The organism is Streptomyces polyrhachis, from assembly GCF_042663125.1.
GTDB lineage: Bacteria > Actinomycetota > Actinomycetes > Streptomycetales > Streptomycetaceae > Streptomyces > Streptomyces polyrhachii.
Window position 1 is genome coordinate 82944 of sequence record NZ_JBHSZO010000021.1, and the last position, 24293, is coordinate 107236.

Here is a 24293-nt window from a genome sequence, read left to right on the forward strand (position 1 = left end):
GCGCGGGGGAGAGCCACTGCTGCGGGTGAGCGGCGCGACCGTCGTCCTCGGTGGCCGCACCGCTGTGGAGCGGGCGGATCTGAGCGTCGGGGCGGGCGAACTGGTCGGCCTCATCGGACCCAACGGGGCGGGGAAGACCACGCTGCTGCGGGCCGTACTCGACCTGGTGCCCCTGACCGCGGGCGAGGTGTTCGTCGCAGGTCCCGACGGACGGCGCCCGGGGCGCGGCATCGGCTACGTACCCCAACGGCACGAGTTCGCCTGGGACTTCCCCATCGACATCGCCGGCGCCGTCCTCGCGGGCCGCACCCGCCAGATCGGCTGGCTGCGCCGGCCGCGCCGGGCGGATCGGGACGCGGCCCAGGAGGCGCTGGAGCTGACCGGGCTGGCGGACCTGCGCCGGCGCCCGGTGGGGGAGCTGTCGGGCGGGCAGCGCCAGCGGGTCCTGGTGGCCCGGGCACTGGCGGCCCAGCCGCGCGTCCTGCTGCTGGACGAGCCGTTCGCGGGGGTCGACGTACCCACCCAGGAACTGCTCAACGACCTGTTCGGACGGTTGGCCCGGGAGGGCAGAGGACTGCTGATGACCACGCACGACCTGGCGGCGGCCGCCCGCACCTGCGACCGGGTGGTCCTGATCAACCGCACGGTGGTCGCCGAAGGCGGCCCCGCGCTCCTGGCCGACGCGGAGCAGATGCTGCGGGCGTTCGGCCTGGACCGGGCGACCGGCGCGGTCGGTGCGGTCGGCGCGGCGAGGGCGGCGGGCGCGGTGGGCGCGGTGGGCGCGTCATGACCGACCTCCTCGCCTTCCTCACCGAACCCTGGCAACTGCCCTTCATGCAGCGGGCGTTCGCCGTATCCGCCGTCATCGGCCTGGTATGCGGGGTGATCGGCGTGTACGTGGTGCTGCGCGGCATGGCGTTCATCGGCGACGCGGTGGCGCACTCGGCCTTTCCGGGCGTGGCCCTGGCCTACGCCTTCGAGGGCAACCTCCTCCTGGGCGGCGCCACGGCCGGCGTCACCACCGCCGTACTCATCGCGTTCGTCTCGCAGAACCGCCGACTGAAGGAGGACACCGTCATCGGCGTCTTCTTCGCCTTCGCCTTCGGCCTGGGCATCGTGCTGGTCTCCACCCGCGACAGCTGGACGACCGACCTGTCGTCGTTCCTGTTCGGCCAGATCCTCGCGGTCAGCGCGGGCGACGTGTGGACCGTGGCCGCCATCGGTTCCGCCCTGGTCCTCGCCGTCCTGGCCCTGGGCAAGGAACTCCTCGCCGTCAGCCTGGACCGCGAGGCGGCGCGCGCGGCGGGACTGCCGGTCCTGCGCCTCGACGTGACGCTGTACGTCATCGTGACCGCCACGATCGTGATGTCCCTGGAGGCCGTCGGCAACATCCTCGTCCTGGCCTTGCTGATCACCCCCGCGGCCACCGCGCGACTGCTCACCGAACGCCTGTGGACGATGACCCTGCTGGCCTCACTCATCGGCGCCGCGGGCGGCGTGGCGGGCCTGTACGTCTCCTACCACCACAACCTGGCCGCCGGCGGCTCCGTCGTGGTGGTCCTCACCGCGCTCTTCGCCCTGACCTGGTGCCTGTCCCCCCGCCACGGCCTCCTGACCAAACTCCTCCACCGCCGACCACCCCTCCCCCGACCGCACCCCGCCACCGCCCCCGGCGACGGTGGCGCCGGCAGATCCCTCCAGCCCCTCAGGCGCTGACCTCACCGAGGTAGTCCGTCGCGGCGGCCGGGTCCATGAACCAGTGGAAGTAGTCGCGCGGGTCGTCGAAGCCGTTGACGAAGCGGGCGGCGATACGGGCGTTGGTGCTCGCGGCGCCGAAGAGCTCCAGGACGTGCTGCGGCGGGGCGCCGAGCATCGCGTTGGTCCAGGTCGTCGCGCACTGCGCGGTGTCCCAGAAGCGGCCGAAGGCCAGCTCCATGAACGCGGCGTCGTACGGGCGCTCGCCGTGGTCCAGGATGGTGGCGAGGTAGGAGGCCGCGCACTTCGAGGCGCTGTTGGAACCCTGGCCGGTGATCGGGTCGTTGAGGACGACGACGTCGGCGAGGCCCAGCACCGGCGCGCCGGAGGGCAGCACGGCGACGGGCTTGCGGACGACCGGCGCGAAACGGCCCGTAAGGGTGGCGCCCGCGTCGGTCAGCGCGACATCGGTGCAGCGCTCGGCCTCCCACGGCACGTACGCCCCCAGCAGCTCCTGCGACTTCGCCAGCTGCTCGTCGGGGGTGAGCTTGTCGAAGCAGTCGAGCGGGCCGCCCGGGACGCCCTCGAAGAACATGATGTCGCAGGGGCCGCTGGTGGTGAGGCTGGGCATGGTGAAGTACTCACCCACACCCGGGACGACGTTGAAGCTGACGCCGGGCCGGTCGGGCAGCGGCGCCATACCGGTGACGTAGGCCATGGCCAGCGCGCGCTGCGGGGCGTCGTACGGGGAACGCGCGGCGTCACGCTCGAACAGCCCGGCGATCTCGCCCTTGCCGGCCGCGACGATCACCAGATCGGACTCGGCGGCGTAGCGCTCCAGGTCCTCGACGCCGGCCTCGTGGATGACCAGCCGGCCACCGCGGCGCGTGAACTCGGCCATCCAGAGCGGCATTTTGACCCGCTGGTCGACCGAGCGGGCGGCGGCGTCCAGGCGCGCACCGAAGGCGAGCGCCAGGCCGCCCTGCCCGTCGGCGATGTTCACGCCGAGCCCGGCGATGGGCGGGCAGTCCTCGCCCCAGAAGTCGAGGCCGAGACCGCGCTCGTGGGCCAGCGCGGTGGCGAACATGGCCTGGCTGGACATGACCCGGCCCTCGCGGATCTCCTCCGCGGTGCGGTTGGACACGACGGTGACGTCGTAACCGTGACCGAGCAGACCGAGGCCGAGCTGCAGACCGGCCTGACCGGCTCCGACGATGGTGATCTTTCGCATGGGGGGACCTCCGAGGTCGCGTGGCGGGGTGGCGAGCGGGGTTTCAGCGACGGGGCGGCGTCAACGAGCCGGTACCTTCCGCATCGTTGAGTCCCTGGTTCCTCTCGGTTCCGGGACGGCCGGGAACCAACCCTGGCACGAAAAGATGATCTGCGCTAACCGGGTCACACGAGCTGCTTTCCCGCAACGCACCTTTCGACGGCGGGGGTTCACCGGGTGCCCGGCGGAGGTCTGCTCTTCGACGTCGGCCGCCGGCGGATCGGGGCGCTGCCCGCCCGCGCTCGGCGTGAGGGATCACGGCCGCTGGGGCATCGTGGACGAACGGACCGCCCCGTCCCGTACGGGCGCCCGACCCCGTTCCGTACCTCGAAAGCGGTGCTCCCATGTCGCACGCCACCCTCGCCCAGGCGGTGCAGTCCGCCGGCTGGAAGGCCCTCGCCCTCGACCTCGCCGCGGTCACCGACGAGCAGGGCTTCCTGGAGCGGTGCGCAAGCACCCTGGGCCTGCCCCCGGCGGCGGCCAGTACGACTCGGCACCGGCCATCGTCCTGGCGATCGCCTGAGGAGACGGACAGCACGCAGTTCGAACAACGACAGCCGGCCCCGGCTCCCCACGCGGACCCGTGACTACCCGACGTACCTCTGCTGGAGCTGACTGCTCACGTTGTCCTCGAACAGCTGCGGGACGTACCCCCACTGGGCGGACACGCTGCTCGGCCGTGGCAGCATTCGGATGCCGGTAGGGAGCGCGGAGAGTGGGGGCATCGTGTCGCAGACGCGGTATTTCGAGAAGGAAAGCGGCGGCGGCGTGCGGCGCTGGCAGATCCGCCGCGACGGCATCCGCTGCCACCTGGCCTGGGGACGAGCCGGAGGCCGCACCCAGGGGCTGACCATGACTCTCGACGACGAGGAGCACGCCGCGCGCCACTTCGACAGGAAGATCCGCGAGAAGAAGCGGCAGGGGTACGTCGAGGTCGCCTCGGGCGCTGAGTCTGCGGCGGCCACCGACGGCACGGCGGACGCGACGCTGCTCGACGTGATGCGGGCGCAGGAGGACAAGCGCTACGCAGGCGCCTGGGACTTCTACTGGGGCGGCTACGAGCCGGTCGGGGGGCACGCGGGAACGTACGTCAAGTTCCACAACCTCCAGGGCGGGCCCGGCCCCTTCTACGACTACCTCGTCCTGAGCGAGGACGAGCGACGGGGTCTGGGCTTCGTCGTCAAGAAGCCCGGACACGACCCTGCCGCCACGGCGGCCTTCCTCGACTTCGTCCGCCCCCGCCTGGAGTTGGCCTTCGACGGCCGGTCCCACCGCAAGGTGCCCCTGCCGTCCCCCATCGGCCAGTTCGACCACGTACTGTTCTGCGCCCCCTCCCTGAACCATGACCGCTACGGCGGCCGGCTCGGCAAGGCCCTCCCGATCCTCGACTGCGAGATCGCCGACGAGGACACCGAAGTGCTGGTCGCGGCGCGGCTCCAGGGACGCGACGCCATGCCCTCGACCACCTGGGACCGCGAGCCGTTCCCCGTCATCGACCTGACCTTCGACCTGCGCGACCCGAACGGCTTCGCCGAACTCGGCGGCCGGCAGGACGTGCGGGAGAAGAAGTACAGGGTCTACCCCCGCACGATGGTGGAGCGGGGGCTGCGGCTGCTGACACAGGCGCAGCCCGGCAGCTGGCTGAGGATCCGCAACTACCGACGCGAGGTCCTGACCCTCACGCCGGCCGACCTCACGCACGCGACCCCGGCCCAGGTCGACCGGTTCCTGCGCGGAGACTGCGCCGCACCCTGACGGCTACGGGGGCGGCCGCATTCGTGGAATCAAGTTGACTGCCTTCATGGCCGAAAGGGGGGCCCCAAGGGCGGACATGATTTTTGAGCATGTTCAAATAAGAGCGCCCGGTCGAAGGGCCGGGCGTCCAGCCTTCTGGGGAGGGGTCTGTGAACATGCGCGCTGGGGCCGTGGTGCACAAAAGGACGAGTGTGGGGTGGCTTGGTGTCGTCCTGGCCGCATCCGTGATGCTGATCTCGGGGTGTATGGGCTCGATCGACCCCGACGAGGTGCCCGGCGTGTACCGCAACGACAAGATGGGCAGTGAGTTGCGGCTGGAGTCCGATGGGACGTTCGCCGCCACCAGCGTAACGACAGATGAGAACCCCGCCGACTTCCATGGCACGTGGGAGTACGTCGACAGTGGAGCGGGCGGCGACTTCATCTACCTGACGGTCGAAGACGATGGACTCGGGATGATCGCCGGTATCCAGCTCTACCCAAGCGGATCGGACACGGTGGAGTTCCGTCCCGATCCGGACGGCCCGCCGACCCCGAAGCTCACCAAAGTGGCCGCACCGTAGAGACCGACGCCAGCGGTAGGCCGTGCCGTCGACGACGATCCGACGTGAGCCCTTGCAGGCCGACCGGTACTGCCACCGACGCCTGCACGGCGAGACAGGCCACGTCCCACCCGTCGAGTACGAAACCAACCTCTACACGACAACCACGAAACCCCAGGCCACAACCACAAACTGAGATCTCTCCCGAACCCGGAACGGTTCAAGCTCTGAGAGGTCGGCCGGCCCCTTCCTAATCCTGGATCGGTTCCAGTGTCCAGTTGAGGTGGCGGGGAGGTCCTTCGTCCAGTTGGGGAACGCGCGAGTACATGCGCGAGTACGGCATAGGGGCGCTGGACTCCAGGGATTGGGCCATCAGGCCGATCATCTCTCCCAGGTCCTTCCAGCGCGGCGCTGCGCAGCACCCCGCCCGGCCTCTCGGCGGCGGTGGCCCGGGGCCCGGCGCCCGCGGGCAGCTGCATTCCGAGCAGCACGGCGACGGAGACCAACTGGAGGGCGGCGTTGGCGAGGACCGTGGCGTACAGGGCGGTCGAGGTGCCGGCCGCGAGATCGGCTCCGCCGCCCTGGTCGCCGACGGGTTGCACGCCCGCACCGACGGCTTCACCCCGTACCGAAGCTCACCGCCGCGCTCGTCCATGCCGACCCGGCCCCGCTGCCCGGCGCCCCGGACCCGCACGCGGAGCTTGCCCACCATGCGGCCTGGCAGGGATCCTGGCGCCGCGCGGCCGTGTACGCCTCGTACTGGGCGCGCAGGGCCGCGTTCGCGTCGGCGCGGTTGGCGGCGGCGCCAGAGCGAGGTGGCGGGCGAGCGGCTTGACGTACTGAGCGGCGAGGAGGTGCTGGCCCGGGCACGCGGACCGCTGCCGCGTGTGCCGCACAGTTCGTCGACACAATGTCGACACAATAAGGTCATTGCCCGGGAGGTCCGGGTGCGCCCTTGGTCGGCGCAGCGACGGCGCCGTGAGGGGAGCCGGCCGGGCCGAGGGGCCCGCCGCTACCGCACCATCGGGCTCCGCGTTCCGTCGCCGCCTCGGCGAGTGTGTGCACCAGTGGGGTCGCGCGGTCTGTGCGCCAGATCAGGCCCCATTGGACGGGCGGGGCATCGTGGATGGCCAGAAAGTCGATGTCGGGCTGTGAGTGGTAGCGCCGCCCCTCGTCAGGGACAGTGCACACCACATCTCCTGTCGCGACGAGGGCGAGGACCTCGTAGAAGGTGGCGACGGACGGGCCGCGGCGGATCGGGCGTCCCGCCGGTGTGTAGAGCGGCAGGACGGCGCTCACCCAGTAGGCGGGAAGGGAACCGGCCAGGCTCGGCACCTTGTGGTCGCCGAGCACTTCCATGCTCACCGTCGACTGCCCGGCGAGCGGATGGTCCGCGGCCACCATCAGGCGAAGCGGTTCCTCGCGCAGCACCACGCCGACGGTGAGGTCCGGCTCGCGCACCGGCAGCCAGGCGGCCACGGTGTCGACCTCGCCTGCCCGCAGTGCTCCGAACGGGTCGCTGAAGAACACCTCCCTGAACCGGAGTTCGACGGCGGGATGCCGGGATCGGAAGTGGTCGAGGACCGAGCGCATCTCATGCATCTGTGCACCCATCACCCCCACTGTCAGCGTGGCGGGAGGCCGACGGGCGATGGCCGTCACCTCGGCCATGGCCGTCTGGATGCCCTCATAGGCCGGCTTCAGCCTCTGGTGCAACTCTTCGCCAAGGGGAGTCATGCGTACATGCCGGCTGGTCCGCTCGAAAAGCTGTGCTCCGATGCGACGTTCCTGCTTCTTGATCGCCTGGCTGACGCGAGCCGGGGAGACCTTCAGACGTTCGGCGCTGCGGCCGAAGTGGAGCTCCTCCGCGAGCGTCAGAAAGATCTCTATGTCCCGCAGTTCCATCCCGCCCCGATCTCTCCGCGCAGCTCCGGATCCGGTCGCCGCATGCCCCCGGATCATGAACCTCTGAGTTAACAACCTTAACAAGATCGGCTGTTGTTCCCGAGCCTGGCGCTCCGCATGCTGGGACGGAGCCAGTTCGGCGGCTTCGGCCTCCCACGCCCTGCGCTGCCTGCCCCTTAGGAACCCACAGGGAGGGATTCCCGCGTGACGTATGACCGCAATTCTGTGCGCACACCCGATCCGGACACGCTCCATCCATTGCCGGAGCACGAACGGGTCGTTTTCCTCAAGCCGCTGGTCGCAGGGACCCATGTCGTGGCGGGCGACTTCACTTACTACGACGACCCCGACGGCGCGACGGACTTCGTGACCCGCAATGTGCTGTACGCCTACGGTCCAGAGCGCTTGGTCATCGGCAAGTACTGTGCGATCGCGACCGGCACGAGGTTTCTGATGGCGGGCGCCGACCATCCGTCGATGGGGACGTCCACCTTCCCTTTCACCATGTTCGGAGGCCGGTGGGCCGAGGAGACCCTCGACATCGTCACGGGCATGCCGAGCCGCGGCGACACGGTAGTCGGCAACGACGTGTGGTTCGGATACGGGGCCACGGTGATGCCGGGAGTACGGATCGGCGACGGTGCCGTGATTGCGGCGGGTGCGGTGGTCACGACGGATGTGCCGCCTTACACCATCGTGGGCGGGAACCCGGCCAGGGCGATCAGACGGCGCTTCGACGATCAGGCCGTCGAGCAGCTCCTGCGCGCCGCCTGGTGGGACTGGCCCGTCGACGTGGTGAGCGCCAACGCGCGCACCATCATGGCCGGTTCCCCCCAGGACATCGCCTGCATCGCCGCCACCGAAGGTCTGGGACAACAATGACGGAACGGACCTTCGTGGAGTACATGGTGTCCGATCCCGCCAGCGGCCCGTACGCGATCACCACCGGTCCGGACAGCGCCTTGTGGTTCACCTTGGTGCACAGCGGCCGGATCGGACGACTCGTCCATGGGCAGGAACCGATTCATCATCAACTGGCCCGGGACAGCGGTCCGACCGTCATCTGCACCGGTCCGGACGGCGCCTTGTGGTTCACCCAGTACCGTGCGCACCGGATCGGCCGGATCACCACCGCCGGCGAGGTGACCGAGTTCCCCCTGCCCACCGAGGAGTGCGGTCCCTTCGGTATCGCGGTCGGGCCGGACGGGGCCTTGTGGTTCACCGAAACCGCCGCCGACCGCATCGGCCGGATCACCACGCAGGGCTCGGTCACCGAATACCCGCTGCCACGCACCGGCGCGTTCCCCTCCGCGATCGCCGCGGCCCAGGACGCGATGTGGTTCACGATGAACCAGGCGGGCGCCATCGGCCGCATCGCCATGGACGGCCGCATCACCGTCCACGAGCTGCCCACCGATGCGGCCGCACCGGTAGGCATCACCGTGGCCCAGGACGACACCGTCTGGTTCACCGAGATCGCGGCAGGCCAGATCGGCCGCAGAACACCTGACGGCCAGATCATCGAGTACCCGCTGCCCGACCGGAAGGCCCGGCCGCACGCCATCACCACCGACGCCGACGGCAGCGCGTGGTTCACCGAGTGGGGCGGGAACCGAGTCAGCTCGATCACCGGTGACGGCATCATCACCATCCACGACCTGCCCACCCCGGCCTCCGAACCGCACGGCATCACCGTGGGCCCGGACGGCGCGCTGTGGACCGCGCTCGAGACAGGTGCACTGGCACGCCTCGCCCCGGCCCCCGCCGTTACCGAAACCACCAATTCCGCTGTACCCACCGAGAAGAGGAACCTGTCATGAAGTACGCCCTCGTCATCTTCGAGACCGACGCGTCACGCGCCCGCATCCAGGCCGACCGCGACGCCCACCGCGCGGCCTATGAGAAGTGGATCGGCGAGCTGGCGGCCGCGGGCAAACTCGCGGGCGGCGACGCCCTCGACACCGAGCAGAAGGGCCCTGTCACCGTGCGCACGGCGACCGACGGAACCGTATCGGTGACCGACGGGCCCGTACACGCCGGCGAGGAAACCCTCGGCGGCTGGTTCCTGTTGGAAGTGACCGACCATGCCGAAGCCATCGAACTGGCCCGCAGCTTCCCCACCCCAGAGGCACTCGAACTCCGACCGGTCCTCGAATCGGCCTGATCAGCGTCTCTCTGCCCACAGGTTGGGGCACGGGTCACTAGTGCATATACCGAATGTGCTGGTCGCAGTCGCTCGTCGCGTGGGCCGTACGGACGTAAGGCCGAGCACTTCCTTGTCCCCTCATCAACTACCGTGCCTTCGGAGGCATTCCTTGTCAGTCGAGTTGAACCACACGATCGTCCACGCCCGGGACAACCGGGAGTCCGCGGAGTTCTTCGCGAACCTGCTCAACCTTGAGATCACCGCCGAGTGGGGCCCGTTCATCGCGGTCGGCCTGGGCAATGACGTCACGCTGGACTTCGCCACCGTCCCCGCGGACAGCATCACCCCCCAGCACTACGCCTTCCTGATCTCCGAGGAGGAGTTCGACGCGGCGTACGCGCAGATCAGACAGCGCGGCATCGAGCACTACGCCGACCCCCAACGGAAGCAGCCCGGCACGATCAACCACAACGACGGTGGCCGCGGCGTGTACTTCATGGACCCGGCGGGCCACGCCATGGAACTCATCACCGTGCCGTACGGCGGCTGGAGCTCCTCTCTCCGCCGGCACGGGACTGTAAAAAATGATCCGCGCTAACCGGGTCACGCGAGCTGCTTTCCCGCAACACGCCTGCCAGCGGCACAGGTTCACCGGATGCCCGGCGGCGCCCCGCAACTGGGACGCCTTCCAGCAGGCGAGCGGCACCCTGGGCTGGGGCCCCGAGGTCCCCGGTCGCCTGCATGTCCGGCCCCTGGCTTCCTCCTCGTTTAACGAAGCGTGAAAGGTCCTGGCCCTTCTGCGGGGGTGCTGGGCGACCGCCTTCCGGCCCCGTGGCGGCCTGCCGCACCAGGCATGCCACCCGCTTGCCCCAGTACCCCCGCCCAGCCCCCGCCGCTGCCCTGTGCGACCACCGCGCCACCTACCCCCCACCACGAATCGACGCAGGCAGCATTGCGGTTGGCGAAGAAGTGACGCTCACGGGCTCGTGCCTCAGCGGCGCCGCAGTGACGGGACGAGCAGCGCGGGCGGTGTGTCGTTCTTCTCGTGAGCGGCGAGGTCGGTGCCGGGGGCGACGATCGCGTCGATCGCGTCGAGTACGTCGGCGGAGAGCACGGTGTCTGCGGCGGCGAGTTGCGAGTGCAGGTGGTCCAGTGTGCGGGGGCCGATGATCGCGCTGGTCACGGCGGGATGCGCGGTCGCGAAGCCGAGCGCGAGCTGGATCATCGTGAGGCCGGCCTCGTCGGCGACCTTGGCCAGTTGTTCGACGGCGTCGAGCTTGGCGCGGTTGGAGGGGATGGTGGTGTCGAAGCGTTGCGGCATGAACGTTGAGCGGCTGGTGGTGATGTCCCGGCCCGCGCGGATCGCACCGGACAGCCAGCCCGAGGCCAGCGGGCTCCATACCAGCACGCCGAGCCCGTACTCCTCGGTCACGGGCAGGACGTGGGTCTCGATTCCCCGCTGCAGGATCGAGTAGCTGGGCTGTTCGGTGGTGTAGCGGCCCAGGCGGTGCTCGCGGGCGGCCCACTGGGCCTGCACAATGCGGTATGCGGGGAAGGTCGAGGAGCCGAAGTAGCGGATCTTGCCCGCGCGTTGCAGATCGGTCAACGCCGACAGCGTCTCCTCGTCGCTGGTGCTCGGGTCCCACCGGTGGATCTGGTAGAGATCTACGTGGTCGACGCCGAGGCGGCGAAGGCTGTCGTCCAGCGCGGTGACCAGCCAGCGGCGCGAACTGCCCTGGTGGTTGCGCTCGTCGCTCACGGGCATGCTCGCCTTCGTGGCCAGCACGATGTCGTCACGGCGGCCGGCGATGGCCCTGCCGACCATCTCCTCCGACTCACCGCCGCTGTACACGTCGGCGGTGTCGATGACGTTGATCCCGCCTTCGAGAGCGGCGTCGACGATGGCGGTGACCTCGTCCTGGGTGGTACGCCCGATCCTGCCGAAGTTCATCGCGCCGAGTGTGAGGGAGCTGGCCCGCACACCGGTGCGGCCCATGGTGCGGTACTGCATGACTGTGTTCCTCCATCGCGGGTGGAGCGTCGGTGGCGATACGTGGCTTGGTTGCCGGTCCCTGCTCTGGCATCATGAAGAAGCGGAACCTTGTTCCGTTAACGATACGGAACGATGTTCCGCTTTGGCAAGCCCGGTAGCGGAAGGGAACGGCGCGGTGAAGGACAGCGACGAGAGAGCGGGGCACGCGGCCCAGTCCAAGCGAAAGGACGCCCGGCGCAACAAGGAGACCCTGCTCGACGCGGCCGCCGCGGTCTTCGTCACGTCAGGCGTCGAAGCGCCCGTACGCGACATCGCGACCAAGGCCGGCGTCGGGCTGGGCACGATCTACCGCCACTTCCCCACCCGGGCGGATCTCATCATCGCCGTCTACCAACACCAGGTAGACGCCTGCGCCGAGGCCGGTCCAGCCCTGCTGGCGACCAGCGCGACCCCTTACGCCGCACTAGCGCAATGGATCGACCTCTTCGTCGATTTCCTGGTCACCAAACACGGACTCGCCGCCGTGCTGCAGTCCGACAACGCCGGCTTCGACACCTTGCACACCTACTTCCTCGACCGCCTCGTGCCCGTCTGCGCCCACCTGCTCGAAGCCGCGGCGATCTCCGGCGAGATCCGCCCCGCCATCGACGCCTACGAGCTCATGCGCGGCGTCGGGAACCTCTGCATCGGCGCGGACAGCGATCCCCGCTACCACGCACGCCGACTCGTCGAACTCCTCATCGCAGGACTACGCGACCGCACCGGTTGATGCCTTTTCCGCCGAGATACTGCGCTGCAGGGCGAGTTGCTCACCAGAGCGCTCTGGCAGTGCCGGCCCCAGCCGGATCACCAGAAGCAAGGCACAGTCCCGTACCCCTCACCTCAATGGCCGGTTCGCTGTGGTGGCGCGTCCAACGCGCAGTGGCTGAGGTGCGCCTTTGCCGGTGGCTGCGGACCCGCGGCGCGGCGCGGATCGCGGATCAGCGCCGCGGCCATCAGGCCACCGAGGACGCACAAAACCCCCGACACCAGCGAAGCCTTGTGGAACCCGGCCGAGAACTGCGCCGGGTGCAGGTACGCGCTCCCGGTGATGCCGGCGATCGCCGGAAGGACCGCCACCGCGATCAGTGAGGCTGTACGGGCGACGTCGTTGTTCACGGCCGAGGCCACCCCGGCCTCGCTGGCCGGCGCCGAGGACAGCGCCGTCGCGGTCAACGGCGCCACCGTCGTGGCCAGCCCCAGGCCGAAGACCAGCACCGCCGGCAGCACCTCGGTCAGGTAGGTTCCGGTGGCGTCGATGCGGACCAGCATCATCAGGCCCAGGCCGACCAGGCACGGGCCCACGCTCATCTGCAACCGGGGGCCGATGCGCGCGGCCAGCGCGCCGGAGCGGGCCGACAGCGCGAGCATCACCACGGTCAGCGGCAGCAGCGCGATGCCCGCCTCCAGCGCGGAGTAGCCGCAGACCTGCTGCAACTGGATCGGCAGCAGGAACAGCTCGCCGCCCAGCGCGCCGTACAGCACGAAGGTGACCGCGTTGGTCGCCGAGAACTGCCGCGAGGAGAACAGCGACAGCGGCAGCATCGGCGCGCGGACCCGCCCCTCCCACAGCACGAACCCGACCAGCAGCAGCGCCCCGGTGATCAGCGCCGTGAGCGCGCCCGCGCCCCAGTGGCTGGGCGGCCCCTCGATCAGGCCGTAGGTCAAGCCCACCAGGCCGAGGGTGACCAGCGCCCCGCCGGTCACATCGATGCGGGTTCCCACGGTCGCCGGGTCGCGGGACTCCGGGACGTGACGCACCGCGAGTACGACGACCAGCGCCGCCAGCGGCAGGTTGATCGCGAAGATCAGCCGCCAGGAGAGGGCCTGCACCAGCCAGCCGCCCAGGAACGGCCCGATCGCGCTGGCCACGCCGCCCAGTCCGGACCAGGCGCCGATCGCCTTGGCGCGGTCCTGCGGGGCGAAAGACGCCTGCAGGATCGCCAGACTCCCCGGCGTCAGCAGCGCCGCGCCCACCCCCTGCAGCGCGCGGGCGGCGATGAGCACGGGCGCGCTGGGGGCCACCCCGCACAGCCCGGACGCGACGGCGAACCAGACCACGCCGATGACGAAGCAGCGCTTGCGCCCGTAGCGGTCTCCCAGCGAACCGGCGACCAGCAGCAGTCCCGCGAGCGTCAGAATGTAGGCGGTGACCACCCACTGCAGCCCGGACACCCCCACACCGAAGTCCCGCCCGATCGCCGGCAGCGCGATCCCGACGACGGTGGCGTCGATCGACGCCAGCGCCGACCCGAGCACGGTCGCCGCCAGCACCCACCGTCCCCGGCCGGTGCCGTAGTGCAGGGTGCCGCCACTGCCGCCACCGGAAGCAGGCGGCGACGGCGGACCGATCGGCGCATCAGAAGACTGAGACGATCCCATAGGAGCAACTTAGCCGCGGGCCGCGATGAGGGGACTCGTTGAAAACCGGCCGTCCCCTGCCCCGGGGTACCCCCACGACTGCTCAGTGGACCTCTCCGCCCATCCGGCACCTGACCTGCGGACAGGCACCACAGGGAGAGGCCACCCGATAGCACGGCCGGCTGCTCGCCCGTTGGGCGGCGAAGGAGGAGGCAGGGCAATCCCCGGTGGCAGCCGAGGGCACGCAGGCGGGTGCACCTTGCCGAGGCGTTCGCCCGGGGTGCTGGACACCGGGTGAAGGGTTATAACGGCCCTGTTTACCGGGGCCTTGTACCCCTGATTGACAGTCAGCTGGCTCAGCCCCGATGTGGTGCTGATGCCAAGGCGGGCTCGGTGCGCTCGCAGCCTGGATCGCGACCGCTGCGGCACGAAGCCCTCCGGAACTTACCGGCGGGTAAGTATGGCTGGATTACGGCTGGTTGGAGCCTGCGCGGCGCCCGTACGGTGATGTGCCTGTGCCGTCCACGCACGAACGAGGGGTTTTCCATGCGCAGAAGACTCGCCGGGGTGCTTACTGCCCTGGCAGTGTCAGCGGGGCTGCTCGCGGCCACCGCGCCCACCGCTTCAGCGACGTCGGCACCGCCGCCGCTGCCCGACGCCGCCTCGTACGGCATCACCGTCACCGGGTACACCCAGGTCGATCCGTCCAGGCCCGCGAGTGAGCCGCGGCTGCTCGACGTCACCATGCGTACCGCGGCGATCTACCGCGACGGGGCCGAGCACGACGTACGGGTCCGCATCCGCATCCCGGGCGGTTACCAGACCAACCCCCAGCAGCCGTACAAGACGCTCTACCTGCTGCACGGCGGCGCGGGCGACTACGACGACTGGACCAACGACGGCAGGTTCGAGGAGCAGATCAAGGACCGCTTCAACGGCATCGTCGTGATGCCCGACGCGGGCATGGCCGGCTACTACACCGACTGGGCGGGCAACGCCGACGGCGGCTTCCGCCCCCTGTGGGAGACCTTCCACATCGGGCAGCTGCTGCCGTGGATCGACGCCAACTTCAACACGACCGCCTCGCGCTCCGGACGGATGATCGCCGGCCCCTCCATGGGCGGCTTCGGCGCGCTGAAGTACGCGGGACAGCACCCGGACCTGTTCTCCGCCGCCGCCAGCTTCTCCGGGGGCACGGACATCAAGTACCGCGACGCCCAGGGGCACAGCGCCCAGGACACCTTCAGCGGGCACATGTACCAGGCAGGCGCCTCCTTCCTCGACAACTGGGGCGACGGCACGACGAGGGTCAACCTCTACCAGCCGGGCCAGCTCTTCCCCGACCCCGACCAGGACAAGCAGCGCGAGTACCGCATCCGCACTGTCTTCGGCGCCTCCCCCGACACCCCCGGCGACCCGCGCTGGGCGACCGTCAACCCGTACGACATGGCGGCCCGCTACGCGCAGTACGGCGGCAAGCTCGCCCTGTACACGGGCGGCATGCCGGACGACTGGTGGGACCGGGGCGAGGAGGAGATCTACGCCTACAACACGTGGTTCCACGCAAGGCTCCAGGCACTCGATGTCCCCCACGGATGGTGCGCCGGCCAGGGCAAGCACGAGTGGACGCACTGGCAGAAGGACCTGGTGGACTTCCTCAACTTCACCAACGGCAACCCGACCTGCCACTACTGAGACCGCGCGCACGACGCGCACCGTCCCGGGCCCTTCCCCGAGCCCGGGACGGTACGCGTGCTTCGGCCTCCGCGTCAGATGTGGATCTGGGAGGCGGTCCAGTCGGCGGAGCCGGTGGCGATGGCGCCCTGGTCGGCCCAGCCGTTCTGGTTGAGGAAGGCGCGCAGGCTGCCGTTGGCGCCGACGACGAGGTAGTCGGCGCGGCCGTCGGCGTCGAGGTCGGACATCCGGATCTGCGGGGCCGTCCAGGAGGACGAACCGGTCGCGACGACCCCGAGGTCGGACCAGCCGCCGTTGCCGTCGCCGCCCTTGTTGAGCAGTACCCGGACGCTGCCGTTGTCGCCGATCACGAGGTAGTCGGCCTTGCGGTCGCCGTCGTAGTCGGCGAAACGGATCCGGGAGTCGGTCCAGCCGGTCGAGCCGGCGGCGATGAAGCCGAGGTCCTCCCAGGTCACGGTCGCTCCGGTGCCCGAGTTGCGGTAGGCGTGGACGCTGCCGTTGGAGCCGACGGCGAGGTAGTCGCTGCGGCCGTCGCCGTCGAGGTCGGCGAAGCGGATCTGGCCGCCGGTCCAGGCGGGCGAACCGGTTGCGATGTAGCCGAGGTCGGACCAGGTGATCGCGCCGTTCGCGCCCGCGCGGTTGAGCAGCGCCTGGGTGGCGCCGTTGGCGCCGACGACGAGGTAGTCGCTGCGGCCGTCGCCGTCGAGGTCGGCGAAGCGGATCTGACTGCCGGTCCAGGCGGGCGAACCGGTCGCGATGTAGCCGAGGTCGGACCAGGTGACCGCCCCGTTCGCGCCCGCCTTGTTGAGGAAGGCGCGCAGGCTGCCGTTGGCGCCGACGACGAGGTAGTCGGCGCGGCCGTCGGCGTCGAGGTCGACGTCGGAGTCGGCCACGGTGGTCGACTCCGGCAGGGCGGGCTTGACGATGACGTTCTCGGCGATCCAGCCCTTGCCCGCGGCCCGGGTGAGGGCGTCGTAGAACGCGGTCGCGATCTTGGCGTAGCCGGCGTTGTTGGGATGCAGGCCGTCGCTCAGGTCGGCCGTGGTCACCGCGGAGGTGTCGGCCAACTCGACGTGCGCGCCCTGGGCCTGGTAGGCCGACACCAGGGTGCGGACCGCGTTGTTGTACGTCACGACGCGGGCCTGCGCGGCGTTGTCGGCGTTGGGGACGATGGTGGCGACCGCCACGGTGATCGCGGGGGCGGAGGCGCGTATCCGGTCGATGAGCTGCTTGAGCCGGGCCGGTGCGTTGGCGACGTCGATGTTCTTGTTGATGTCGTTGGTGCCGATCTTCAACGTCACCGCGTTGGGCCGGGCCCGGTAGAGCCAGGACCCGATGTTGTCGTGGATGCCGCCGATGAACCAGCCCGAATGGCCCTCGTGGTCGGTGTCCGGGAGGTTGCCGCTGCTCAGCGAGCCCACGAAGTCGACGTTCTCCCCGTGGCCCTGGAGTCTGCTCCACAGGCCCGGGCGGTATCCGTCGCCGGTGCTGCTGCCGACGCCCAGGGTGATCGAGTCGCCCAGCGGCATGACCGCCAGCCGCGGGACCTTCCACTGCGGGTCGCCGGGCGTCGGGGTGGGCAGGGGAGCGGGGCCGGGCGAGGGAGGGGGGCTTGAGGCGTCGACGGGCTCACCGCGGTAGGTGTAGGCGTTGAGGGCGGTGACGGCCGCCATCGGATTGCCGTCGCGGTACTGGTCGACGGCCAGGAAGGTGGGCTTCTTGCGGGCGGCCGGCATGCAGAACCGCTCCGCCCGGTCCTGCAGCTTCTCGTTGTCGCGCCTGTAGGTCGGGTCCATCGGTACGTCGTGGAAGTGGTTCATGACGAACAGGGGCCGGAAGTTCTTCGGCGCCCCCGACACGCCGTCGGCATACTCCTGGGTGCTCAACGGGACGGGGCCCCAACGGGTCCGGCACGTCCAGTCGGAGGACCCGAGGGTCGGGCCCATGGACCAGTAGTTCTCGACCGTCCAGTCCTGGTCGTGCATGATGCCCAGCGACTCCTTGTCGTCGCCCTGGCTGAACATCACCAGCCGATTGCCCGCGTCGATCATGTCCTGCACCTTGGGCCAGCCGTTGTCCTTCACCTTCCACTTGCGGGGGTCGAAGACGAGGTCGGAGATGCTTCCGGCCGTCTTGACGCTGCCGGCGGGGTGCTTCGTGACGCTGCCGTCGGGGTTCTTCGTTTCGGTGTCCTCGGAGTAGCGCTCACCGAGCAGGCCGCCGAGCGCCGTGCTCAGCTGGTCTCCGCTGACGTGGTCCTCCATGAAGATCGTCACGATCTCCCGGGGATTGCTCCTCAGGAACGAGCCGATCTGCCCCATCGGGACCGTCATGGCCTGCCGGGTCGCGGTCGAGCAGTCGGGCTTGTGGCAGAGGACGATCCGGCCCTCCTGGTCGTAGACGTCGACCATCAGACCCCGGACGCCGTCGTTCAGCTGGGTGAGGATGCTGTGCGGCTGGTTGGGAAAGATGATGTGCCCGGCGTCCTGCTCGGTGTTGCTCATGGAGTTGTGCGTCGTCAGATAGGTCATCTGATCGAACGTCCGCTCCGAGTCCGACGGCATCGGGCTTCGCGCCGGCTCGGTCGGCGTGAGGTACCAGACCGTGTCACTGCCCTTTCCGGTCGTGACGGTGAGCTCCTGGTGGAGGGTGGTGGTGTCCACCCTCAGGCGCTGGCCGTCCGAGGGGCGGTAGATCGCGTACCGGTCGCCGCCGATGTGCTCCAGGAACCACTGGGCGTCCGCGTCGCCGCAGCCGCCCAGCATGATGAGGTCCCGGACGCGGCTCACGCACGGCCCGCCACCGGCGAGGGCGATCTCGTAGCCGCCGCCGGACAGGGCCTGGAACTCCCACTGCTGGTTGTCCTCGTCGCCCTTCGGGGGGCGGGTGGTCAACACGTCGTCCAGCGGGACGTCGATGGGGTAGGTCGGCGTCCCCGACATGTTGCTGCCGTTCGCCAGGCTCTGAACGTAGTAGCGCACGTTCGAAGCAGGGGCGGCGGACGCGGCAGAGGCGGGGAGCGGATCGACGGCGGCGGAGACGGCGCTCAGCGCGCCGGCGGCCATGACGACGGCGAGGAGCCAGGCGAGCCGGCCGCGTAGCCAGACCCCCCTGCTCGTCGGCCGGGGGACGGAGGAGATGGGCACGGCGGATCCTTCTCGCGACAGGGCTTGCTGGGGCGGCACAAGCCAAGCCGAGGACGGGGTAAGCGGACCAGGAAGTTCCACCGGCAGGACTTATTTCTGCCCATCCCGCATCTGACGGCGATACGGAAGCGCCGCGTCCGGGAGCCGGCACCGCCGCGTCCCCGGGTGTGCACCGGGGCGACGCGGCCGGACCGGCAGAAGTTCACTCCTGCATACTTCACTCGGACCACAGCGCACACGTCGCACCGGCCGCGCGCCGCATGGGAGACCCGCACGATGAGCACCACCGCTTTCGCCCGCGGAGAGTTCGCCGCGCTGCTGCGCACCCATCGGTCCCGGGCGGGCCTCAGCCAGGAGGACGTCGCCCACCGGGCCGGGGTGAGCGTGCGGGCGCTGGCCGACATGGAACGCGGGCGCACCCGCGGCCCGCAACGCCGTACGGTCGCCGCACTGATCGCAGCGCTCGCACTGCCCGGCCCCGACGCCGCGGCCCTGGAGCGGGCCGCCGCCACCGGCCGGCCCCGCCCGCGCCCGACCCCGGCGGTCCAGGCGGGGCTCGGACTGCCCCGCGATGTAGGGGACTTCACCGCCCGCCGGGTGGATCTCGCACGGCTGCGGGCGCTGGTGGCGCAGGCCGATGACGGCTACCCGCTGGTGGTGCTGGTCACGGGGCAGCCGGGGCTGGGCAAGACGACCTTCGCGGTACGGGCCGCGCACAGCCTCGCAGAGTGCTACCCCGACGGGCAGTTCTCCGTCGACCTGCACGGTACGCAGGAGCAGCCGGCCGAACCGCGTGAGGTCCTGCGCCGGCTGCTGCGGGCCCTCGGCGTCGCCGAGAGCGCCGTACCGCAGGACACCGAGAGCCGGGCGGCCCTGCTGCGGGCGATGGTCGACGGCCGGCGGGTACTGCTCGTCTTGGACAACGCCGCCGACGAGGAGCAGGTCCGCCGGCTGCTGCCCGCCACCGGACCCGCGCTGACCCTGGTCACCAGCCGCAACGCGCTCACCGGACTGGAGGGCGTGCACCGCATCGCGCTCGGAGTGCTGCGCCGCGAGGAGTCCGTCACCCTGATCAGCCGGGTCGTCGGCGCCCACCGGGTGGCGGCCGAGCCGCAGGCGGCCCGCGATCTGGCCGACCTCTGCGGGCAGTTGCCCCTCGCGGTGCGCATCGCCGCGCAGCGGCTGGCGGCCCGACCCCAGGAGCGGCTCGCCAAACTGGCAGCCCAACTCGCCGACGAGGGACGCCGCCTCGACGCCCTCCAGGCCGGCGACCTCCAGGTCCGGGCCGCCTTCGCACTGTCCTACCGGCGACTGGACCCGACCGCCCAGCGGGTGCTGCGGCGCGCCACGCTGGCCGCGGGAGGCGACTTCTCCCCGCAGACCGCCGCGCTGCTCGCGGGCATCACGCTGCGCCAGGCCCAGCTGTGCACCCAGGACCTGGCCGACCGCGGGCTCCTCCAACCCGACCCGGCCGCGGAACGCTACCGCTTCCACGACCTGCTCCGACTGTTCGCCGCCGAGCAGCTGGCCCAGGACGACCCGGCGGACCTCGCCCGCGCCCAGGACCGCACCGCCCACTGGACGCGGGCCAGGGCCCGCGCCGCCGCGCTTCACTTCGACACGGAGCGCTCCCCGGCCGGCGACCCGCATCCGGCCACCGCGCCCCGCGGACCCGAGCAGGCGCGGGAGTGGCTGGAGGCGGAGCGGGCCCAGTGGCTGGACGCGCTGCGCCAGGCGCTCGCGGCCGGGCAGCACCAGCAGGCCCTGGACCTGGCGGAGGCCATGCACTGGTTCTCGGACCGCACCCAGCACTGGGAGCAGTGGGTGGAGGTCTTCGCCTGCTCGGTGTCCGCGGCACGGGCGCTGGGCAGCCGCCGCGAGGAGGCCGTCCACCTCAACTACCTGGCCTGGGCCAACAACCTGTGCGTCCACGACTATCCGGCCGGCCTGGCAGCGGCCCGCGAGGCACTGGTCGCGGCCCGCGAGGCCGGGGACCTGCTCCAGACCGGCTGGGCCTACGGCTACGGAGCCGGCGCACTGCACCACCTGGGGCAGCGTGAGGAGGCGGCGGCGTGGCTGGAGAACGCCGCGGCCTGCCACCGGCGAAACCCCACACCGCAGGGCAGGCTGGCAGAGCTGTCGACGCTCAACGCACTGGGCGGACACCTGCGTTCGATGGGACGCCCCGAGGAGGCGCTGGCCGTCCACCGGCAGAGCGAAGAGCTGTGTCGGGCCGGCAGCTTCCCCGGCCCCTCGCAGCACCTCCTGACCGTGTTCCAGGCCGCCACCTCGCAGCACCTCGGCCGGGACCTGGCCGAGATGGGCCGCTGGGCGCAGGCCGAGCCGCTGCTGCGCCGGGCCCTCGAGGCCTTCACCGCCGCCGCCATGACCGCGTGGAGCGAACCGGCCCGCCTCGACCTCGCCCTCGTGCTGCGTCGGCTCGGCCGGACCACCGAGGCCCGCACCATGCTGGAGGCGGCCTGTCGCGGCCTTGCCGAACAAAACCACCCCCGGCAGGCGGAGGCCGACCGCGAACTGGCGGCATCCGGCAGCTGACCGTGGTCTTGGACCCCCAACGATGGATGGAGCTTCGAGGTTTCCGCGGGCTGTTCGAGTCCGGGGCGATGAGCCTGCCGGAGCTCGCGAAGGAGACCGGACTCGCGTTCAGCGGTCTGGCCCGCCGAGCCGAGCGAACAGCCTGCCATCCCGCTGAGCATGTGACGCTGTCGAGGATCTTGGAGATGTGGAGCTCAGTGTGCGTGGCCGCACTTTGATCCCGCGGCTTGCGTACGACTCCGACCGACACCTTGACGGCGGCGCCCCCGCCAGCCCGCCAGCCAGCCAGCCTGCCAGCGCGTGGCACTGGCGGGCGTTGATCTGCATGCCGGGAATCGGATCGCCATCCACGGGGTTGGTGGGGGATGTGAGCCGGAACTGGAGAGTCATGCGAGCGATTCAGGTATACGAAGTGGGCGGCCCCGAGGTGCTGCAGGAGGTCGATGTGGACCAGCCGCAGCCGGGTCCGGGCCAGGCGGTCGTGGAGGTCGCCGCATCCGGGGTCAACTTCCTCGACGTCTACCACCGCGAGGGCCGGTACACCCTCCCGCTGCCCTTCACCCCGGGCACTGAGGGCGCGGGCACGGTCGTCCAAGTCGGACCCGACGTCGCCGACGTCGCAGTGGGGGACCGGGTCGGTTGGGTGGAGATTCCCGGCACTTATGCCGAGCGGGCCGTCGTGGACTCCACCCGGCTGGTGCCGCTGCCCGACGATATCGGCTTCGAGACCGCCGCCGCCGTGCTCCTGCAAGGTATGACCGCGCACTATCTCGTCAAGGACGCCTACCCGGTCCAGTCGGGCGACACGGTGCTCGTGCATGCGGCTGCTGGCGGCGTGGGGCTACTTCTGACCCAGCTCATCACCCACCTCGGCGGCAGGGTGATCGGCACGACGTCGACCACGGCGAAGGCCGAACTGGCGAAGCGTGCCGGGGCCGCTGAGGTGATCCTCTACTCCGCAGTCGACGATCTCGCAGCCGAGGTGAGGCGCCTCAACGGCGGTCAGGGACTACCGGTTGTCTTCGACGGCGTCGGCGCACACACCTTCGACGCGAGCCTCGCCAGCCTGCGAACTCGCGGCCATCTCGTACTCTTCGGCGCCGCAAGCGGTGCCGTGCCGCCGTTTGATCCGATTCGGCTCGCCCACGGCGGTTCGCTGACCCTGATCCGGCCCAGCCTCGGGGACTTCATCGCCGATCGGTCCGAACTGCTCCAACGCGCCACCGATGTGTTCGAGTGGGTGCGCTCCAAGGCGCTTGAGGTCACAGTAACGGCCCGCTACCCTCTGGCCGAGGCCGCCCGGGCCCACAGCGATCTGGAGGCTCGGCGTACCACCGGCAAGCTGCTCGTTGTACCCGATGCAGCCGTTGCGGAACTCCCTCTGCAAGGGAAGGCATGACCGACCGGCGGGCCACTCCCCCTGAACTACCCCGTGGACGATGGAGACCCCCCGATTCGCAGACGGCCTGGGTCGACGGGCTATGAGGGCGATCATCGCGAGGTGCATTATCTCTGCGGCAGCCACTCGGCCATAGTGCCCCGTCTAGGCCCGGCCTGGTCTTGTCCGCTCACCTACCTCGTGACCGCTGATCTCGGAAATCCCCGACAACGTCAGGTACTGACGCTCATGCCTCCAGTGCGAGCAGTCCTGCTCCCGTACCGAGCTGGCGCTGAGCGGACTGCTGGACGAAGTCCTCGACCCGCTCGGCGAGTTCGGCGGCGCGCGGCGAGTTGTGGAAGTGCTCGTGCGCCAGCACCCGGCATAGTCCGGCGGCCTGTGCGAGGAGCCCGGTCATCTGCTGGTCGCGGGGGGCGGCCCACATGGGGTCCAGTGCCGGGGCGGCGTCCAGGTGGGCTTTGCCCGAGCCGGCTTGCGTCTGTGAGCCGGTCTGCGCGTGGCCCTTCTCGCTGGTCTTGCTGTAGCCGGGGGCCGGGGATCTGCATTGTTTCCTTGTTTCCTCCACCGCTGGTGTCGGGCACTGCATCAGCCGGGCCGTGGTCTCACCACCCCAAGTCGCCGCTTTGATCGTCCTGCTGTGCACCGGAGCCGTTACTGACCGCCTCGTCATGACCACTATCAACGATGTGGAGCATGACGGTGGCCGATTGGCCGTTCCTGAATCCCCGAGCGGCACCTACGACCAAGGCCACCCCTCCCACCCTCCCCCGCGTCTGGTGCACGATCCCGCCCCACGCCTGGCCCTACCTGCAAGCCGCACACTTCTTCTGCCAACTTCAGGGAGCACCAGGCTACTTCTACCTTTTCAGCACATGCTTCGGGTACCGCTTCAAAGCCCTTACGAAGGATGCTAACCACCCCCTTCCCGTCCTTCATCACCCACATCCCCAACCCCCCTGGCGCGTTGAGATCTGTCGGCGGGCGTCAGTTTCCCTGTGAAGCAAGTCGCAGCGGTGACGTACGGATCCGAAGTGTTGGGATTCCGGACGGGTCGGCGACAGCCTTGTCGTGGACCGCGGGAGTGGTTGTCAGTGGTGGCGAGAGGAGCGTCCTGGGTCCGTGGGCTGGTCGGCAGCATGCTGAGGACGCCGCTCCTTGCTGGCGGCCGCGAAGGCCGCTCGCATCGCTGCCAACGGGTCGGGAGTCTGCTTCCCGCGTCTCGTGTCGCTCGTCGTGACGTGAGTGGTGCTATTGCGATGCGGGGGTGTGTCAGTGGCATGCGGAGTGCACCACGATCTCCCGAATTACATGAGCATGCCAACAATTGGTCTAGTCATGTTAGTGATCATGAAATGGTTTCGTACAGTAGCAACCAGCACCACCCCACCCCGTCCCACCCACCTCGCGCCCCGTGCACCCGGTCACCCCCGGACCCCGGCGCCCGACCGGCGCCGCGCAGCCGCACCGGACCAGCGCCGTCGTCTTTCCCGCCCTCACCCACGGCCCGGTGCGGTGGAGGCACCAAGCACGAAAGCAGACGGCCGCAGCAGACCATGGAACAGCATCCGAAAGAGCACCCGAACAAGGAAGTCGAGCCATCCTCGGCCCCCAGCCCGCCGTATCCGCAACGGAGTTGCGGATACCAGCGCCCGACCACGCTCTGAAGCGGAGCTTCAGAGCGTGGAGGACGGAGTCCTCCACCAGGCGGCGGAGCCGCCGGCCTCGCGGAGCGAGGCCAATGCCAACGCCGCACCACCGGGCGACCCGCTGGTCGTCCTCGACGACGTCAAC

At 70.1% G+C, this 24293-nt stretch carries 19 protein-coding genes; 13 read left to right on the plus strand and 6 right to left on the minus strand.

Annotated elements, in window-relative coordinates; translation table 11 throughout:
* The first annotated feature begins 25 nt into the window (after positions 1–25).
* Positions 26–790: an anchored repeat-type ABC transporter ATP-binding subunit gene (locus tag ACFQLX_RS15195; protein WP_386415268.1), complete on the plus strand. Its 765-nt coding sequence runs from the start codon at positions 26–28 to the stop codon at positions 788–790.
* Positions 787–1716: an anchored repeat-type ABC transporter permease subunit gene (locus ACFQLX_RS15200; RefSeq protein WP_386415270.1), complete on the plus strand. Its 930-nt coding sequence runs from the start codon at positions 787–789 to the stop codon at positions 1714–1716. The genes ACFQLX_RS15195 and ACFQLX_RS15200 overlap by 4 nt, the downstream gene beginning before the upstream one ends.
* On the opposite strand, the gene ACFQLX_RS15205 is transcribed toward ACFQLX_RS15200, so the two are convergent.
* On the minus strand, positions 1706–2926 hold the full coding sequence (locus tag ACFQLX_RS15205) for a styrene monooxygenase/indole monooxygenase family protein (protein ID WP_386415273.1): 1221 nt from the start codon (positions 2924–2926) through the stop codon (positions 1706–1708). The two genes, ACFQLX_RS15200 and ACFQLX_RS15205, sit on opposite strands and share 11 nt — an antisense overlap.
* A 383-nt stretch (positions 2927–3309) precedes the next feature.
* Between ACFQLX_RS15205 and ACFQLX_RS15210 the strand changes: the two genes are divergently transcribed.
* The 3 genes from ACFQLX_RS15210 (at position 3310) to ACFQLX_RS15220 (ending at position 5283) form a co-directional block, all read left to right on the plus strand.
* Positions 3310–3552: a hypothetical protein gene (locus tag ACFQLX_RS15210; protein ID WP_386415275.1), complete on the plus strand. Its 243-nt coding sequence runs from the start codon at positions 3310–3312 to the stop codon at positions 3550–3552.
* A gap of 139 nt (positions 3553–3691) precedes the next feature.
* Complete coding sequence (locus ACFQLX_RS15215; RefSeq protein ID WP_386415277.1) at positions 3692–4720, plus strand: WGR domain-containing protein; 1029 nt, start codon at positions 3692–3694, stop codon at positions 4718–4720.
* A gap of 155 nt (positions 4721–4875) precedes the next feature.
* Positions 4876–5283: a hypothetical protein gene (locus ACFQLX_RS15220; RefSeq protein WP_386415308.1), complete on the plus strand. Its 408-nt coding sequence runs from the start codon at positions 4876–4878 to the stop codon at positions 5281–5283.
* A 906-nt stretch (positions 5284–6189) separates the two neighbouring features.
* Here ACFQLX_RS15220 and ACFQLX_RS15225 read toward each other — a convergent pair.
* Positions 6190–7167 (minus strand): LysR family transcriptional regulator, encoded by a 978-nt coding sequence (locus tag ACFQLX_RS15225; protein ID WP_386415279.1) that lies wholly within the window; start codon positions 7165–7167, stop codon positions 6190–6192.
* A gap of 204 nt (positions 7168–7371) precedes the next feature.
* On the opposite strand from ACFQLX_RS15225, the gene ACFQLX_RS15230 reads away from it, so the two are divergent.
* The 4 genes from ACFQLX_RS15230 to ACFQLX_RS15245 all read left to right on the plus strand — a co-directional run bounded on the left by ACFQLX_RS15230 (position 7372) and on the right by ACFQLX_RS15245 (position 9911).
* Positions 7372–8049: a CatB-related O-acetyltransferase gene (locus ACFQLX_RS15230; RefSeq protein ID WP_386415280.1), complete on the plus strand. Its 678-nt coding sequence runs from the start codon at positions 7372–7374 to the stop codon at positions 8047–8049.
* Positions 8046–8987 carry a Vgb family protein gene (locus ACFQLX_RS15235; RefSeq protein ID WP_386415281.1) on the plus strand — a complete coding sequence of 314 codons (942 nt, stop codon included), beginning with the start codon at positions 8046–8048 and terminating at the stop codon, positions 8985–8987. Before ACFQLX_RS15230 ends, ACFQLX_RS15235 begins: the two co-directional genes overlap by 4 nt.
* The gene (locus ACFQLX_RS15240; protein ID WP_386415283.1) at positions 8984–9331 is read left to right on the plus strand and encodes a YciI family protein; all 348 of its coding nucleotides are present in this window, start codon (positions 8984–8986) and stop codon (positions 9329–9331) included. Before ACFQLX_RS15235 ends, ACFQLX_RS15240 begins: the two co-directional genes overlap by 4 nt.
* Positions 9332–9482: 151 nt before the next feature.
* On the plus strand, positions 9483–9911 hold the full coding sequence (locus tag ACFQLX_RS15245) for a VOC family protein (protein ID WP_386415285.1): 429 nt from the start codon (positions 9483–9485) through the stop codon (positions 9909–9911).
* A gap of 393 nt (positions 9912–10304) precedes the next feature.
* Here ACFQLX_RS15245 and ACFQLX_RS15250 read toward each other — a convergent pair whose 3' ends face one another.
* Positions 10305–11324, minus strand: a complete 1020-nt coding sequence (locus tag ACFQLX_RS15250) for an aldo/keto reductase (protein WP_386415287.1) — start codon at positions 11322–11324, stop codon at positions 10305–10307.
* A gap of 157 nt (positions 11325–11481) precedes the next feature.
* On the opposite strand from ACFQLX_RS15250, the gene ACFQLX_RS15255 reads away from it, so the two are divergent.
* Positions 11482–12075: a TetR/AcrR family transcriptional regulator gene (locus tag ACFQLX_RS15255; RefSeq protein ID WP_386415289.1), complete on the plus strand. Its 594-nt coding sequence runs from the start codon at positions 11482–11484 to the stop codon at positions 12073–12075.
* Positions 12076–12188: 113 nt separating this feature from the next.
* Here ACFQLX_RS15255 and ACFQLX_RS15260 read toward each other — a convergent pair whose 3' ends face one another.
* Positions 12189–13727: an MFS transporter gene (locus ACFQLX_RS15260; protein ID WP_386415291.1), complete on the minus strand. Its 1539-nt coding sequence runs from the start codon at positions 13725–13727 to the stop codon at positions 12189–12191.
* A 525-nt stretch (positions 13728–14252) separates the two neighbouring features.
* Here ACFQLX_RS15260 and ACFQLX_RS15265 point away from each other — a divergent pair.
* Positions 14253–15401 (plus strand): alpha/beta hydrolase, encoded by a 1149-nt coding sequence (locus ACFQLX_RS15265; protein ID WP_386415293.1) that lies wholly within the window; start codon positions 14253–14255, stop codon positions 15399–15401.
* A gap of 74 nt (positions 15402–15475) precedes the next feature.
* Here ACFQLX_RS15265 and ACFQLX_RS15270 read toward each other — a convergent pair whose 3' ends face one another.
* Positions 15476–18547: a phosphoinositide-specific phospholipase C-related protein gene (locus tag ACFQLX_RS15270; protein ID WP_386415295.1), complete on the minus strand. Its 3072-nt coding sequence runs from the start codon at positions 18545–18547 to the stop codon at positions 15476–15478.
* Between the two features lie 276 nt (positions 18548–18823).
* On the opposite strand from ACFQLX_RS15270, the gene ACFQLX_RS15275 reads away from it, so the two are divergent.
* Positions 18824–21103, plus strand: a complete 2280-nt coding sequence (locus tag ACFQLX_RS15275) for an ATP-binding protein (RefSeq protein ID WP_386415297.1) — start codon at positions 18824–18826, stop codon at positions 21101–21103.
* Between the two features lie 388 nt (positions 21104–21491).
* Positions 21492–22502, plus strand: a complete 1011-nt coding sequence (locus ACFQLX_RS15280) for a quinone oxidoreductase family protein (protein ID WP_386415299.1) — start codon at positions 21492–21494, stop codon at positions 22500–22502.
* 226 nt (positions 22503–22728) lie between these two features.
* Here the strand turns inward: ACFQLX_RS15280 and ACFQLX_RS15285 are convergent, their stop codons facing one another.
* Positions 22729–22926, minus strand: coding sequence for a hypothetical protein (locus ACFQLX_RS15285; protein WP_386415300.1), 198 nt, complete (start codon positions 22924–22926; stop codon positions 22729–22731).
* Positions 22927–24293: the final 1367 nt, after the last annotated feature.